This is a genomic window from Mesorhizobium sp. WSM4841, assembly GCF_055811515.1.
Genome location: NZ_JBVVQC010000035.1, coordinates 56,558 through 69,515, shown reverse-complemented (window position 1 = coordinate 69,515; position 12,958 = coordinate 56,558). Strand labels below are relative to the sequence as shown.

Genomic DNA, 12,958 nt, shown 5'->3' with positions numbered 1-12,958 from the left:
CTTGTTCCTCCGCAACGCCTGCCCATTCTCGAATGGCTGGAAATCAACCAGTCAACATCACTGTGAAAAGGTACTAGAGCGAACTTTGTACGTCCGAACGGACGGACGTCGCTCTAAGCCTGCCTGGTCGATTTATAGACGTTGACGCCGAGTTCGCGAATTTTCTTGCGCAGCGTGTTGCGGTTTAGCCCGAGGAGTTCCGCAGCCTTGATCTGGTTGCCGCGGGTTGCCGTCATCGAGGCCAGGACCAGCGGATATTCGACCTCGGAGAGAATACGCTGATAGAGGCCGGCGGGCGGCAAATCGCCGGCGAACGAAGCAAAATAGCGCTGCAGGAAATGTTCCACCGCCTGGCCGATGGACAGATCGTCGGGTATGAGGTTGCCGCCACCGGGAACGACCGGCCTCTCGCCGGTCTTCAGTTCCGCCTCGATGACTTCGGCGGAAATCTCATCCTGCGAATAGAGCGCGGCCAGCCTGCGGACAAGATTTTCGAGCTCGCGCACGTTGCCTGGCCACGGATAGCGCTTCATCAGCTCGATGCCGCCTGTGGAAATGCGCTTGGTCTGCAGGCCTTCGCTGGCGCCGAGCTTGAAGAAGTGCCGGACGAGATCCGGAACGTCCTCGGACCGCTCGCGCAGCGCCGGCAGCCTTAGCGGCACGACATTCAGGCGATAGAACAGATCCTCGCGGAAAAGCCCTTGATTGATCAGCGTGCGCAGATCCTTATTGGTGGCGGCGACGATGCGCACGTCGGTCTTGATCGGCGTACGGCCGCCGACGGTGGTATATTCGCCTTGCTGCAGGACACGCAGCAGGCGCGTTTGCGCTTCCATCGGCATGTCGCCGATCTCGTCGAGGAAGAGCGTCCCGCCTTCGGCCTGCTCGAAACGGCCGGTGGAGCGGTTTTGCGCACCGGTGAAGGCGCCCTTCTCGTGCCCGAACAGTTCCGATTCGATCAGGTCGCGTGGGATCGCCGCCATGTTGATCGCGACGAACGGGCCGCCGCGGCGGCGGCCGTATTCGTGCAGCGCGCGCGCCACCAGTTCCTTGCCGGTGCCCGATTCGCCTGAAATCATCACCGTCAGGTCGGTCTGCATCATGCGCGCCAGCATCCGGTAGATATCCTGCATGGCGGCCGAGCGGCCGACCAGCGGCATCGTTTCCGGCGGCTCGTCGGCCCGCGCATCGATCTTCGGCCGTCGGGGCTCGGAAAGCGCCCGGTTGACGATGTTGAGAAGCTCGGTCAGGTCGAACGGTTTCGGCAGATATTCGTAGGCGCCGGTCTCGGAGGCGCGAATCGCGGTCATGAACGTGTTCTGGGCGCTCATGACGATGACGGGCAGTTCCGGCCGTGCCTTCTTGATGCGCGGCAGCATGTCGAAAGCGTTTTCGTCCGGCATGACTACGTCGGTGATGACGAGATCGCCCTCGCCCGCCGCCACCCAGCGCCACAGCGTCGAGGCGTTGGACGTCACGCGCACCTCATGGCCGACGCGCGAAAGCGCCTGATTGAGGACGGTGCGGATGGCCGCATCGTCGTCGGCGACAAGAATATTGCCGCGAACCGTCATTTGAGGTCTCCTTCACCATCGTCGTCTGTGCCGAACGGCGTTTCTTTCCAGGCTGGCATCAGGATGCGGAAGGTGGTTGCGCGCGGCGTTGAATCGCATTCGATGATGCCGCCATGCTCGCCGACGATTTTCGCGACCAGCGCCAGACCAAGCCCCGACCCGTTAGGCTTGGTGGTGATGAAGGGATCAAACAGGATCGGCAGGATATCTTCGGAGACGCCAGAACCGTTGTCGCGCACGCAAAATTCCAGCGGCAGCGACACGCGGCCCTGCGTTCCCGGAACGGAAACACGGATGCCCGGCCGGAACGCGGTCGACAGAGTGATCTCGCCTTGCGGATCGCCGCCAATGGCCTCGGCCGCATTCTTGACCAGGTTGAGGAACACCTGGATGAGCTGGTCGCGGTTGGCGAAAACTGGAGGCAACGATGGATCATAATCCTCCAATATCTTGATCCGCTTGGCAAAACCGTTCTTGGCAATCGCCTTCACATGGTCGAGCACGACATGGATGTTGACCGGATAGCGGTCGATGGGCCGCTCGTCGGAAAACACCTCCATGCGATCGACCAGCGAGACGATGCGGTCGGTCTCGTCGGTGATCAGCCGGGTCAGCGCGCGATCTTCGTCGGAAGCGGACAGTTCGAGCAGCTGGGCAGCACCCCGGATGCCGGATAGCGGGTTCTTGATCTCGTGGGCGAGCATCGCAGCAAGGCCGGTCACCGAGCGTGCCGCACCGCGGTGCGTCATCTGACGATCGATCTTGTCGGCCATCGATCGTTCCTGGAACATCACCACGACGGAGCCCGGGAATTCCGACACCGGCGCGACATAGAGGTCGACGACCTTCTCGATGCCGAGGCGCGGCGACGATACGTCGACCCGGTATTCGTTGACGGGTGCCCGGCGCTCGCGCACCTGGTCGACGAGCGTCAGCAGTGGGCTGCCGAAGGGAATGAGCTTGGGCAATGTGTTGCGGGCGAGCATGGTCGCGCTCGAGCGGAAGAAATCTTCGGCATCGGCATTGGCGAAGGTGATGACCCCTTCAGCATCGACCATGATCACCGGGCGGCGGATGGTGTTGAGTACGATGTGGGCGGCGTCCGCCATACCCATGCTCTGTGCGATGGTGGCATTCATGCTGCGCTCCGCAGGTTCATCGCCTCGGCAGCGCGTGAAAACACCTCGCGCAACGCGGCAACGACGCGGACGGGCTCGAAGGAGGTGAGGATGGCCTTTCGCCGCTCATCAACGACGCCAGCGGCGTGGCGGTCGAGATACCAGCCAAGATGCTTGCGCGCCTGGCGCACGCCGCTTTCGATGCCGTAGAGCGTTAGCATGTCCTCGTAGTGGGCGACGATGTAGTCGGCCAGCGCTTGCGGACTTTCGGGCACATCAGGCGCCGCCTCTTTTGCCGCGGCTGCCGCGATGCTGCCTGCCGTCCAGGGCGCGCCATAATGCGCGCGGCCGATCATCACCGCGTCGGCGCCCGACTGGTCGAGGATCATTGCTGCCTCCGCCGGCGAGCCGACATCGCCATTGGCGACGACCGGGATCGACACAGCCTGCTTTATGCGCGCGATGGCGCGCCAGTCCGCCTTGCCCTGGTAGAACTGGCAACGCGTGCGGCCATGCACCGTCACCATCTTGACGCCCGCCTGCTCGGCGCGGCGCGCCAGCAGCGGCGCGTTGAGCGCGCTTTCGTCCCAGCCGAGCCGCATTTTGACCGTGACCGGCACCTCGACGGCGCCGACCACCGCCTCGATCAGCGACAAAGCGTGATCGAGATCGCGCATCAGCGCCGAACCGGCATAGCCGCCCGTCACCTTCTTTGCCGGGCAGCCCATGTTGATGTCGATGATGTCGGCGCCCTCGCCCGCGGCGATTCGGGCGCCCTCTGCCATATGCGCCGCCTCACGGCCGGCAAGCTGGACCATGTGCACAGGCAGCCCGGAATGGCGGATGCGAAGGCCGCAACCGGCTCTGCCCCTGGCAAGCTCGCCGCTTGCCACCATCTCCGACACGACCAATCCGGCGCCATGCGCATAGGCACGCTGCCGGAACGGCTCATCTGTTATGCCCGACATGGGCGCGAGAAAAGCGCGATTGCGGATTCTCACGCTACCCACGTCCAGCGGCGAAGCCAATTTGGTCAGGTCAAGCATGCACAAAAACCAAGCATTTTTTATTGCTGCACATTCTCTAGCCAGAATGACAGCGATGTGCAACGCGCAATGACGTCACATTAAGGCGCATTTGGGAAAAATGCTGGCCTTCGGCCCATACCCGCGCTCTAAGCGGCGTGCGTCCTTGGGAAAGGACGCTTTGGCACTTGCATCTGCGCATGATCTCTTCCGAAAAGCGATTCCACTTTTCAGGATCATGCGCTAAGCGTCTCGGCATGACAGATGCAAGCGAAATGGGAGCTTTGGCTGCGGACGACAAGGTTGCCGTTGTTATCGTCGCCGCCGGCCGCGGCGCGCGCGCCGGTCAGGCCGACGGACCGAAGCAATACCAAAGGATCGGTGGCGGTGCCGTCATCGCGCGCACATTGGATATGTTTTTGGCGCATCCAAGAATCGGTCCTGTCGTCGTCGCCATCCACGCCGACGACAGCGCGCTTTTTCGCAGCGCCGCCGGAGCCAACGCCGATCGGGTCATCACGGTGACCGGTGGCGCGTCCAGGCAGGACTCCGTCCGGCTCGGGCTGCTTGCGCTGAGAGGCTATGCACCGAGCCAGGTTCTGGTCCATGATGCCGTTCGCCCGTTCGTCGACGCGGAATTGATAGACCGTACGATCGCCGGCATCGGCGAGCGCCAGGGAGCGCTGCCTGCCCTGCCCGTCGCCGACACGCTGAAACGTGAGTCGGCCGCCGGCATGATCGGCGAGACGGTTTCCAGGAACGGGCTTCATGCCGCCCAGACGCCGCAAGGCTTTCCGTTCTGGCCGATCCTGGCCGCCCATGAAAAGGCACATCATCTGGGCAAGACGGACTTCACCGACGATGCCGCGATTGCCGAATGGGCGCGTATTCCGGTGAAAATAGTTCAGGGTTCGCCGGACAATGTCAAGCTGACCTGGGCAAGGGATATTTCGATGGCGGATCAGCGGCTTTCCGGCGAGCGGCCGCGTTTTCCGGACATCCGCACCGGCAATGGCTACGACGTCCATGCCTTCGAGCCCGGTGACCATGTCGTCCTGTGCGGCGTCTCCATCCCGCACGACAAGAAACTGGCCGGCCATTCGGACGCCGATGTCGGTCTCCACGCCTTGACCGATGCGCTGCTCGCCACCTGCGGCGCCGGCGACATCGGCACGCATTTCCCGCCGTCGGATCCGCAGTGGAAAGGCGTGGCCTCGCGGATCTTCGTCGAACATGCGGCAAGACTGGTGCGCGCGCGCGGCGGGCGCATCGCCAATGCCGACGTCACGCTGATCTGCGAGGCGCCACGGGTCGGTCCGCATCGCGAAGCAATGACCGAAGCCCTTTCGGCAATGCTGGCAATTTCCCGGGACCGTATCTCGATCAAGGCGACAACCAACGAAAAGCTCGGCTTTATCGGCCGCGAGGAAGGCATAGCCGCCATCGCGACCGCCAGTGTCGTGTTTCCAGGGGACGTCCCCGAATGAGCAACAGCGACCTCGCAGATGCCCTGCTTCAAGCCTGCCAGCAGCGCGGCATCCTGCTGGCGACGGCCGAGAGCTGCACCGGCGGCATGATCATCGCCGCCCTGACCGACATCGCCGGCTCGTCCACGGTGGTCGACCGGGGTTTCATCACCTATTCCAACGAGGCCAAGACGGAGATGCTCGGTGTTTCCGCCGCCACGCTTGAGGGGCACGGCGCGGTCTCGCGGGAAACGGCGGTGGAGATGGCGCAGGGCGCCCTGACCCGTTCGCGCGCCGGACTCACCCTTGCCGTCACCGGTATTGCCGGTCCAGGCGGCGGCTCGACGGAAAAGCCCGTCGGCCTGGTCTGGTTCGGTGTCGCCTTGACTGGCCGGCCGGTCGTCAGCGAATGCCAGTTGTTCGCCGATAAGGGCCGCAATTTCATCCGCCGGGAGACGGTCAGGCATGCGCTTGAACTGGGCTTGCGCGCGCTCGCTGCGGATCAGGCTGCCGGCGCTGGCCCATAGATGATGTCGGCGCGCTTCTCGAACGCCTCGGAGAACATGCGGAACGCGCGATCGAACATCGTTCCCATCACCGCGCCCAAAATACGGCTCTTGAACTCGTAGTCGATGAAGAAGCGGACATTGCAGCCGCCATCGGCCGGCTCGAAGCGCCAGACATTGCTCAGATATTTGAACGGGCCGTCGATGTATTTGACGTCGATGGCGTTCTCGTCAGGCTTCAAAAACACCTGCGTCGTGAAAGTCTCGCGGATCGCCTTGTAGCCAATGCTCATGTCGGCGATGAGCAGGGTGCGTCCGTTGCGTTCCTTGCGCGAGCGAACCGTCAGTGCCTCGCAAAGCGGCAGGAATTGCGGATAGGATTCGACATCGGCGACCAGAGCGAACATCTGTTCAGGCGTATGCGTGACGCGGCGATGGGCTTCGAATTGTGGCATGAAACCAGTTTGTTAGGCGGATTTCCTGAGAAACGCTTCTCGCGCCGCGCGCAGCCTGGCGAAATCGTCGCCGGCATGGTGCGACGAGCGCGTCAGCGGGCTTGACGCCACCAGCAGGAAGCCCTTGGTCTTGCCGATTGTCTCGAAGGACTTGAATTCCTCCGGCGTGACGAAGCGGATCACCGGATGGTGCTTTTTCGATGGCTGAAGATACTGGCCGATGGTCATGAAGTCGACATTGGCCGAACGCAGATCGTCCATCAACTGCAGGATCTCGTTCCGCTCCTCGCCCAGGCCAACCATGATGCCGGATTTGGTGAAGATCGACGGATCGAGTTCCTTGACCCGCTGCAGCAGCCTGATCGAATGGAAATAGCGGGCCCCTGGCCGGACCGTCAGATAGTTCGACGGCACGGTCTCCAGATTGTGGTTGAATACGTCCGGCTTCGCCGCCACCACGATCTCCAGCGCTCCTTCCTTGCGCAGGAAGTCGGGCGTCAGGATTTCGATCGTCGTCGAAGGCGTTGCCGCCCTGATGGCGCGGATGACCTCGGCAAAGTGCTGAGCTCCGCCATCGGCGAGATCGTCGCGGTCGACTGAGGTGATGACGACATGGGTCAGATCCATTTGCTTGACGGCGTGGGCGATGCGCGCCGGTTCATCGGGATCAAGCGCGGTCGGAATGCCAGTGGCAACGTTGCAGAAGGCACAGGCGCGCGTGCAGATCTCACCCATGATCATGAAGGTGGCGTGCTTCTTCTCCCAGCACTCGCCGATATTGGGGCAACCGGCCTCTTCGCACACCGTCACCAGTCTGTGCGACTTCACGATCTCGCGCGTCTCGGCATAGCCTTTCGACATCGGCGCCTTGACGCGGATCCAGTCGGGCTTGCGCAGCACATCCTGGTCAGGCTTGTGCGCCTTTTCAGGGTGCCGCAGGCGCGGCGCATTGGCGATCGTGTCGAGGACGGTGACCATCAGAAATCCAGTTCATTCGCGATCGCCTTCCGGCGTTCGCTTTCACAAGTCATCTAGGACTTTTCGCAGCAAAGAAAAAGGCCGCGGCGGCGCATGCCGCCACAGCCGTTTTCGCATGGCAAGAGTTCAGCAACTAACGGCGCACCATGCGCCCTGCCCAGATCAACAGGCAGGCGCCAATGAAACCGGTGATCAGATAAGCGATCCAGCCGGCGCCGAAAGCGCCGATATTGAGCGCCTGCAGGATGGCATTCAGCACGATCGCGCCGACGATGCCAAGAACGATGTTCATCAAGATGCCCATGTTGCTTTTCATGAACATCTCGGCAAGCCACCCCGCTAAACCGCCGATGATGATAGCTGCGATCCAGCCCACGCCATTCACGTCCATATGCCCTCTCCTTGTGTGATGAATGCATCCGGAAACGAATTACCTTGCCGTTGAGTTCCTTGGCTTTCACGTGTCGAGTCTCACGCGGTCAATTTATCACGCGTTCAGCGCGCGGCCATAGGCGTCGAGGACGCTTTCCTTCATCATCTCCGACAGCGTCGGATGCGGGAATATCGTATGCATCAGTTCTTCCTCGGTGGTCTCCAGATTCATCGCCACGACAAAGCCCTGGATCAGCTCGGTCACTTCGGCGCCGACCATATGCGCGCCGAGCAACTGCCCAGTCTTCTTGTCGAAGATGGTCTTGACGAATCCCTGGTCTTCACCGAGCGCGATGGCTTTGCCGTTGGCGGCGAACTGAAAGCGGCCGACGCGGATGTCCTTGCCCTCGGCCTTCGCTTTCGCTTCGGTCAACCCGACGGAGGCGACCTGCGGGTTGCAATAGGTGCAGCCCGGAATCTTCAGCTTGTCAGTGGCGTGCACGCCGGGGAAATTGGCGATCTTTTCCACGCAGACCACGCCTTCATGTTCGGCCTTGTGGGCGAGCATGGGCGGGCCGGCGACATCGCCGATGGCATAGATGCCGGGGACATTGGTGTTGCCGTAGCCGTCGACGACGACGCAGCCGCGTTCGGTCTTCACACCGAGCGCTTCGAGGCCGAGATTTTCGATATTGCCCTGCACGCCGATGGCCGAGATCATGCGGTCGGCGGTGATCTTCTCGACCTTGCCGTCCTTCATCTCGACATGCGCGGTTACCGAATTCGTACCCTTCTCGACCTTGGTGACCTTGGCCTCGAGGATGATCTTCATGCCTTGCTTCTCGAACTGCTTCTGCGCGAATTTCGAGACCTCTGCGTCCTCGACCGGCATCACCGCCGGCAACAACTCGACCACTGTCACCTCCGAGCCCATGGTGCGGTAGAATGAGGCGAATTCGATGCCGATTGCGCCCGAACCCATCACCAGCAGCGACTTCGGCATCTCCTTCGGCACCATCGCTTCAAAATAGGTCCAGATCAGCTTGCCGTCGGGCTCGATGCCGGGCAGCGCACGCGGCCTGGCGCCGGTCGCCAGGATGAGGTGCTTGGCGGTGTAGGTGCCCTCACCCTTGACGCCCTTGGGCGCCGGCGGCTGCGGCTCCATCGGCTTCTTCGACGATTTCGACACGACGATCTCGGCTGGTTTATCGCCGGAAGCCGCCTTGGCCAGCTTGGCCTCGCCCCAGATGACGTCGACCTTATTCTTCTTCATCAGGAAGGCAACGCCGCCGTTCAGCCGCAACGAGACCTTTCGCGAGCGGTCGACCACGGCAGCGGTATCGACGCTGACCTTACCGTCGATCTTCAAGCCGTAGTCCTTCAGATGATCGGAATAGTGCATGATCTCGGCCGAGCGCAGCAGCGCCTTGGTCGGGATGCAGCCCCAGTTGAGGCAGATGCCCCCGAGATGCTCGCGCTCGACGATTGCCGTCTTGAAGCCGAGCTGGGCGGAACGCACCGCCGTGACGTAGCCGCCGGGGCCGGAGCCGATGATGATGACGTCGTAGTTCTCAGCCACGGATTTCTCCCTGATTCTCTAGAGTTCCAGCATGACGCGCACGATTGGCGCCAATGCCTGCCCGATTTTCCGCGTGTTCTCCGCGTCGAGATGGACACCGTCGAGCGGCGTGGTCTCGGCCACCGAGCCCGCATCGAAGAAGCCGCAGCCGGCCTCGTCGGCAAGAGCGGAATATTGCGGTGCCAGCCGCTTCGACGCTTCATCGCCGCCGGCGAACATTTCCTTGAACTCGGCGTTTTCCGTGCGGCTGACCGCGGGCGGCGCGACGATCAGGATCTGCGGCGCCGGCCAATCGAATGGGTAATCGTGCCCGCGCACGATATCGACCAGGCGCTGGACGCCCTGCTTGGCGGCGACCGGATTGCCGTGGATCCACGGCTTCATGTCGTTGGCGCCGAGCATGATGATGATCAGGTCGATCGGCGCATGCGTCATCAGGATCGTCGGCAGCATTCTTGCGCCGTTACGGTCGGCGCCGGCCAGATGGTCGTCGAAAGCTGTTGTGCGGCCGTTCAAGCCTTCGGCGATGACCTCGATACCGCCTCCCAACGTCGCCTGCAGCACACTCGGCCAGCGGTCCTTGAGCGGGTGGCGATCCAGACTTGCGGCATCATAGCCCCAGGTCAGCGAATCGCCGTAGCAAAGGACTGTTTTCATGCGCTTGCCCCGCTCCTGCCAAAGCCTGCTTGTGCGTGCTTCACCCGCCGACGCATGAACAGCCATTGCACGATGATCGTCACGATGCCTGGAAGGCTGAAGGGAAAAAGGCTGGTGAAGAATTTCCGCACCGCCTTCTTCCTTTCTAGACCAGCATGTCCATCGGATTTTCGATCATGCGCTTGAAGGCGCCGAGCAGTTCGGCGCCGAGCGCGCCGTCGACGGCGCGGTGATCGGTCGACAGCGTCACCGACATGATTGTCGCGATCTTGATCTCACCGTTCTTGACCACCGCACGCTCCTCGCCGGCGCCGACCGCCAGGATCGTCGCATGCGGCGGGTTGATGACGGCGGCGAAGTCCTTGATGCCGAACATGCCAAGATTGGAAACCGCCGTGGTGCCGCCCTGGTATTCCTCCGGTTTCAGCTTGCGGCTGCGGGCACGGCTGGCAAGATCCTTCATCTCATTCGAGATGACCGACAGCGTCTTTTCGTCGGCGCGCCGGATGATCGGCGTGATCAGGCCGCCGGGGATCGATACGGCAACGCCGACATCGGCATGCCTGTGCTTGACCATCGCGCTCTCGGTCCAGGAGGCGTTGGCATCCGGCACCGCCATCAGCGCCTTTGCCATCGCTTTGATCACCATGTCGTTGACCGACAGCTTGTAGGCCGGCGTTTCACCCTTGTCGGTCTTCTTCACCGGGGCGGCCGCATTGATCTGCGAGCGCAGCGCCAGGAGCGCATCAAGTTCGCAATCGAGCGTCAGGTAGAAATGCGGGATGGTGGTCGTGGCCTCGACCAGCCGGCGCGCAATGGTCTTGCGCATGTTGTCATGCGGGACAAGCTCGTAGGAGCCGTCGGCAAACAGTTTCAGCACCTGGTCGTCCGACATTGGCTTGGCTGCGGCCGCCGGAGCCGGAGCGCCGGCAGGTGCCATTTTCGCGGCCGGTGCCGCCTTGGCACCGCCGCTGGAAATCGCTGCGTCGACATCGGCCTTGACCACGCGGCCATGCGGGCCGGAGCCGGTCACCGCGGAGACATCGACACCGGCTTCCCGGGCGATGCGACGGGCCAGTGGCGAGGCGAAGACACGTTCGCCGCTTGCATGGCCATTGGCAATCGGAGCCGCCTGGGGCGCCGGTGCGGCCGCAGGTTTCGGCGCTTCCGGCTTTGGGGTTTCCGCCTTTGGTGCTTCAGTTTTGGGGGCTTCTGTTTTTGGTGCCTCGGCTTTTGCCGGAGCGGCAGCGCCGTCACCGCTTTTGGCGGCAGCCGCCGCATCCTCGCCTTCGGCGGCGAGCACGGCGATCAGCGCGTTGACCTTGACGCCTTCGGTGCCGGCTGGAACCACCAGCCTGGCCACCGTGCCCTCATCGACGGCTTCAACTTCCATCGTCGCCTTGTCGGTCTCGATCTCGGCGATCACGTCGCCCGGCGAAACCTTGTCGCCCTCCTTGACCAGCCACTTGGCAAGATTGCCCTCTTCCATCGTGGGCGAGAGCGCCGGCATGGTGATGTTGATTGGCATTTTTCCTCCTCAGTTCCGCCCAGTTAGCGAACGGTGCTGGATATTGAACTGCTCCGACATTCTGCCTCGATAGCCTTCTTCCAATGCCTGAAGCGTCTCGATTTCAGGGATGCCATCTTGTTCCAGCCTCATCTTGGCTATGTGCATGCCGACATCAGCGAGCACCATGCCCCAGTTGTGGGCGTTTGGTCCAAAGAGGTCTTGCATCGTGACGACCGCGTCCGAACCAATCCAGACGCGGAGTATTTCATCGAATTCGCTATTCTCGACGACCACCGCGGAAACTTCTAGTTCGCGCGACATCTCGTTAACCCCGGTACGTCACGGCTTTCACCGCCTCGATGACTTCCGCGACATTGGGTAACGCCAGCTTTTCGAGGTTTGCCGCATAGGGCATCGGCACGTCCTTGCCGGCAATGGTGATGACCGGCGCGTCGAGGAAATCGAAGGCGCGCTGCGACACCTTGTTGGCGATGTGATCGCCGACCGAGCTTTGCGGAAACCCTTCTTCCACCACTACGAGACGGTTGGTCTTCTTGACCGAGGCGATAATTGTGTCGAAATCGAGAGGGCGGATGGTCCTGAGGTCGATGATCTCGGCATCGACGCCCATGCCGCGCAATTCGGCCTCGGCCTTCACCGTGTAGGTCATGCCGATGCCGAAGGAGACGATGGTAACATCCTTGCCTGATTTGTGGATGCGCGCCTTGCCGATCGGCAGCACGAAATCGTCCATCTTCGGCACGTCGAAGGACTGGCCGTAAAGGATTTCGTTCTCGAGGAAGATGACCGGGTTCGGGTCGCGGATCGCGGCCTTCAGCAACCCCTTGGCGTCGGCGGCGGTGTAGGGCATCACCACTTTCAGGCCGGGAATGTGGCTGTACCAGGCGGCATAGCACTGCGAATGCTGGGCGGCGACACGGGCGGCCGCGCCGTTCGGCCCGCGAAACACGATGGGCGCGCCCATCTGGCCGCCGGACATATAGAGCGTCTTGGCGGCGGAGTTGATGATCTGGTCGATCGCCTGCATGGCGAAGTTGAAGGTCATGAACTCGACGATCGGTCTCAAGCCGGCCATCGCCGCGCCAACGCCGACGCCGGCGAAACCGTGTTCGGTGATGGGCGTATCGACGACGCGCCGCGCCCCGAATTCCTGCAGCAGCCCTTGCGTGATCTTGTAGGCGCCCTGGTACTCGGCGACCTCCTCGCCCATCACGAAGACGTCGTCGTCACGGCGCATTTCCTCGGCCATCGCGTCACGCAGCGCTTCGCGCACGGTGGTCGAGACCATTTCCGTGCCGGCCGGGATGTCGGGATCGGCGGCGATTTCGGTTCTCGGCGCCGCGGCGACAGGTGCTGCGCCCTCGCTTTTGGCCGCAGCAGGCGCTGGCGCTGCTGTCTCAGCCTTGGCAGGTTCCTCGCCGATGCCTTCGCCTGCCTTGTCGATGTCTTCACCATCAAGCGCAAGCACGGCGATCAGCGTGTTGACCTTGACACCTTCGGTGCCGGCAGGAACCACGATCTTGGCTAGCGTGCCTTCGTCGACGGCCTCGACTTCCATCGTGGCCTTATCGGTTTCGATCTCGGCGATGACATCACCAGCGACAACCTTATCGCCCTCTTTCTTCAACCATTTGGAAACATTGCCCTCTTCCATGGTCGGCGAGAGAGCGGGCATGAGAATTTCGATCGGCATGTCC

General features: G+C 62.4%; 13 protein-coding genes. 2 read left to right on the top strand and 11 right to left on the bottom strand.

Features of this window, described 5'->3' with window-relative positions:
* Positions 1-113: 113 nt before the first annotated feature.
* The 3 genes from ntrC to dusB are packed head-to-tail and all read right to left on the bottom strand — an operon-like array spanning position 114 to position 3,738.
* Positions 114-1,574, bottom strand: coding sequence for a nitrogen regulation protein NR(I) (gene ntrC / locus AC0L14_RS29370; RefSeq protein WP_023799224.1), 1,461 nt, complete (start codon positions 1,572-1,574; stop codon positions 114-116).
* Entirely contained in the window at positions 1,571-2,713 is a 1,143-nt protein-coding gene (locus AC0L14_RS29365; protein ID WP_473751586.1) for a two-component system sensor histidine kinase NtrB, read from the bottom strand. The genes ntrC and AC0L14_RS29365 overlap by 4 nt, the downstream gene beginning before the upstream one ends.
* On the bottom strand, positions 2,710-3,738 hold the full coding sequence (dusB, locus tag AC0L14_RS29360; protein ID WP_473751585.1) for a tRNA dihydrouridine synthase DusB: 1,029 nt from the start codon (positions 3,736-3,738) through the stop codon (positions 2,710-2,712). The genes AC0L14_RS29365 and dusB overlap by 4 nt, the downstream gene beginning before the upstream one ends.
* A gap of 236 nt (positions 3,739-3,974) precedes the next feature.
* Between dusB and AC0L14_RS29355 the strand changes: the two genes are divergently transcribed.
* On the top strand, positions 3,975-5,204 hold the full coding sequence (locus AC0L14_RS29355) for a bifunctional 2-C-methyl-D-erythritol 4-phosphate cytidylyltransferase/2-C-methyl-D-erythritol 2,4-cyclodiphosphate synthase (protein ID WP_473751584.1): 1,230 nt from the start codon (positions 3,975-3,977) through the stop codon (positions 5,202-5,204).
* A complete protein-coding gene (locus AC0L14_RS29350) occupies positions 5,201-5,710 on the top strand; it encodes a CinA family protein (protein WP_473487459.1) in 510 nt (169 codons plus the stop codon). The genes AC0L14_RS29355 and AC0L14_RS29350 overlap by 4 nt, the downstream gene beginning before the upstream one ends.
* Here AC0L14_RS29350 and AC0L14_RS29345 read toward each other — a convergent pair.
* The 8 genes from AC0L14_RS29345 to AC0L14_RS29310 all read right to left on the bottom strand — a co-directional run bounded on the left by AC0L14_RS29345 (position 5,686) and on the right by AC0L14_RS29310 (position 12,954).
* Positions 5,686-6,144, bottom strand: coding sequence for a type II toxin-antitoxin system RatA family toxin (locus tag AC0L14_RS29345; protein ID WP_123151468.1), 459 nt, complete (start codon positions 6,142-6,144; stop codon positions 5,686-5,688). The genes AC0L14_RS29350 and AC0L14_RS29345 overlap by 25 nt on opposite strands.
* 12 nt (positions 6,145-6,156) lie before the next feature.
* Entirely contained in the window at positions 6,157-7,122 is a 966-nt protein-coding gene (gene lipA, locus AC0L14_RS29340; protein WP_473487458.1) for a lipoyl synthase, read from the bottom strand.
* Between the two features lie 133 nt (positions 7,123-7,255).
* The gene (locus AC0L14_RS29335; RefSeq protein WP_473487457.1) at positions 7,256-7,513 is read right to left on the bottom strand and encodes a GlsB/YeaQ/YmgE family stress response membrane protein; all 258 of its coding nucleotides are present in this window, start codon (positions 7,511-7,513) and stop codon (positions 7,256-7,258) included.
* A 96-nt stretch (positions 7,514-7,609) separates the two neighbouring features.
* Positions 7,610-9,073, bottom strand: coding sequence for a dihydrolipoyl dehydrogenase (gene lpdA, locus AC0L14_RS29330; RefSeq protein ID WP_473527929.1), 1,464 nt, complete (start codon positions 9,071-9,073; stop codon positions 7,610-7,612).
* Positions 9,074-9,091: 18 nt separating this feature from the next.
* Entirely contained in the window at positions 9,092-9,730 is a 639-nt protein-coding gene (locus tag AC0L14_RS29325) for an SGNH/GDSL hydrolase family protein (RefSeq protein WP_292189368.1), read from the bottom strand.
* 145 nt (positions 9,731-9,875) lie between these two features.
* A complete protein-coding gene (locus AC0L14_RS29320) occupies positions 9,876-11,258 on the bottom strand; it encodes a pyruvate dehydrogenase complex dihydrolipoamide acetyltransferase (RefSeq protein WP_473751583.1) in 1,383 nt (460 codons plus the stop codon).
* Positions 11,259-11,267: 9 nt separating this feature from the next.
* Complete coding sequence (locus AC0L14_RS29315; protein WP_473751582.1) at positions 11,268-11,561, bottom strand: DUF5076 domain-containing protein; 294 nt, start codon at positions 11,559-11,561, stop codon at positions 11,268-11,270.
* 4 nt (positions 11,562-11,565) lie between these two features.
* A complete protein-coding gene (locus tag AC0L14_RS29310) occupies positions 11,566-12,954 on the bottom strand; it encodes a pyruvate dehydrogenase complex E1 component subunit beta (protein ID WP_473751581.1) in 1,389 nt (462 codons plus the stop codon).
* Positions 12,955-12,958 lie beyond the last annotated feature (4 nt).

Bases quoted from the DNA above. Each gene is read 5' to 3' on its own strand.
- ntrC (WP_023799224.1), bottom strand. From the start codon at position 1,574: ATGACGGTTCGCGGCAATATTCTTGTCGCCGACGACGATGCGGCCATC.
- AC0L14_RS29365 (WP_473751586.1), bottom strand. From the start codon at position 2,713: ATGAATGCCACCATCGCACAGAGCATGGGTATGGCGGACGCCGCCCAC.
- dusB (WP_473751585.1), bottom strand. From the start codon at position 3,738: ATGCTTGACCTGACCAAATTGGCTTCGCCGCTGGACGTGGGTAGCGTG.
- AC0L14_RS29355 (WP_473751584.1), top strand. From the start codon at position 3,975: ATGACAGATGCAAGCGAAATGGGAGCTTTGGCTGCGGACGACAAGGTT.
- AC0L14_RS29350 (WP_473487459.1), top strand. From the start codon at position 5,201: ATGAGCAACAGCGACCTCGCAGATGCCCTGCTTCAAGCCTGCCAGCAG.
- AC0L14_RS29345 (WP_123151468.1), bottom strand. From the start codon at position 6,144: ATGCCACAATTCGAAGCCCATCGCCGCGTCACGCATACGCCTGAACAG.
- lipA (WP_473487458.1), bottom strand. From the start codon at position 7,122: ATGGTCACCGTCCTCGACACGATCGCCAATGCGCCGCGCCTGCGGCAC.
- AC0L14_RS29335 (WP_473487457.1), bottom strand. From the start codon at position 7,513: ATGGACGTGAATGGCGTGGGCTGGATCGCAGCTATCATCATCGGCGGT.
- AC0L14_RS29325 (WP_292189368.1), bottom strand. From the start codon at position 9,730: ATGAAAACAGTCCTTTGCTACGGCGATTCGCTGACCTGGGGCTATGAT.
- AC0L14_RS29320 (WP_473751583.1), bottom strand. From the start codon at position 11,258: ATGCCAATCAACATCACCATGCCGGCGCTCTCGCCCACGATGGAAGAG.
- AC0L14_RS29315 (WP_473751582.1), bottom strand. From the start codon at position 11,561: ATGTCGCGCGAACTAGAAGTTTCCGCGGTGGTCGTCGAGAATAGCGAA.
- AC0L14_RS29310 (WP_473751581.1), bottom strand. From the start codon at position 12,954: ATGCCGATCGAAATTCTCATGCCCGCTCTCTCGCCGACCATGGAAGAG.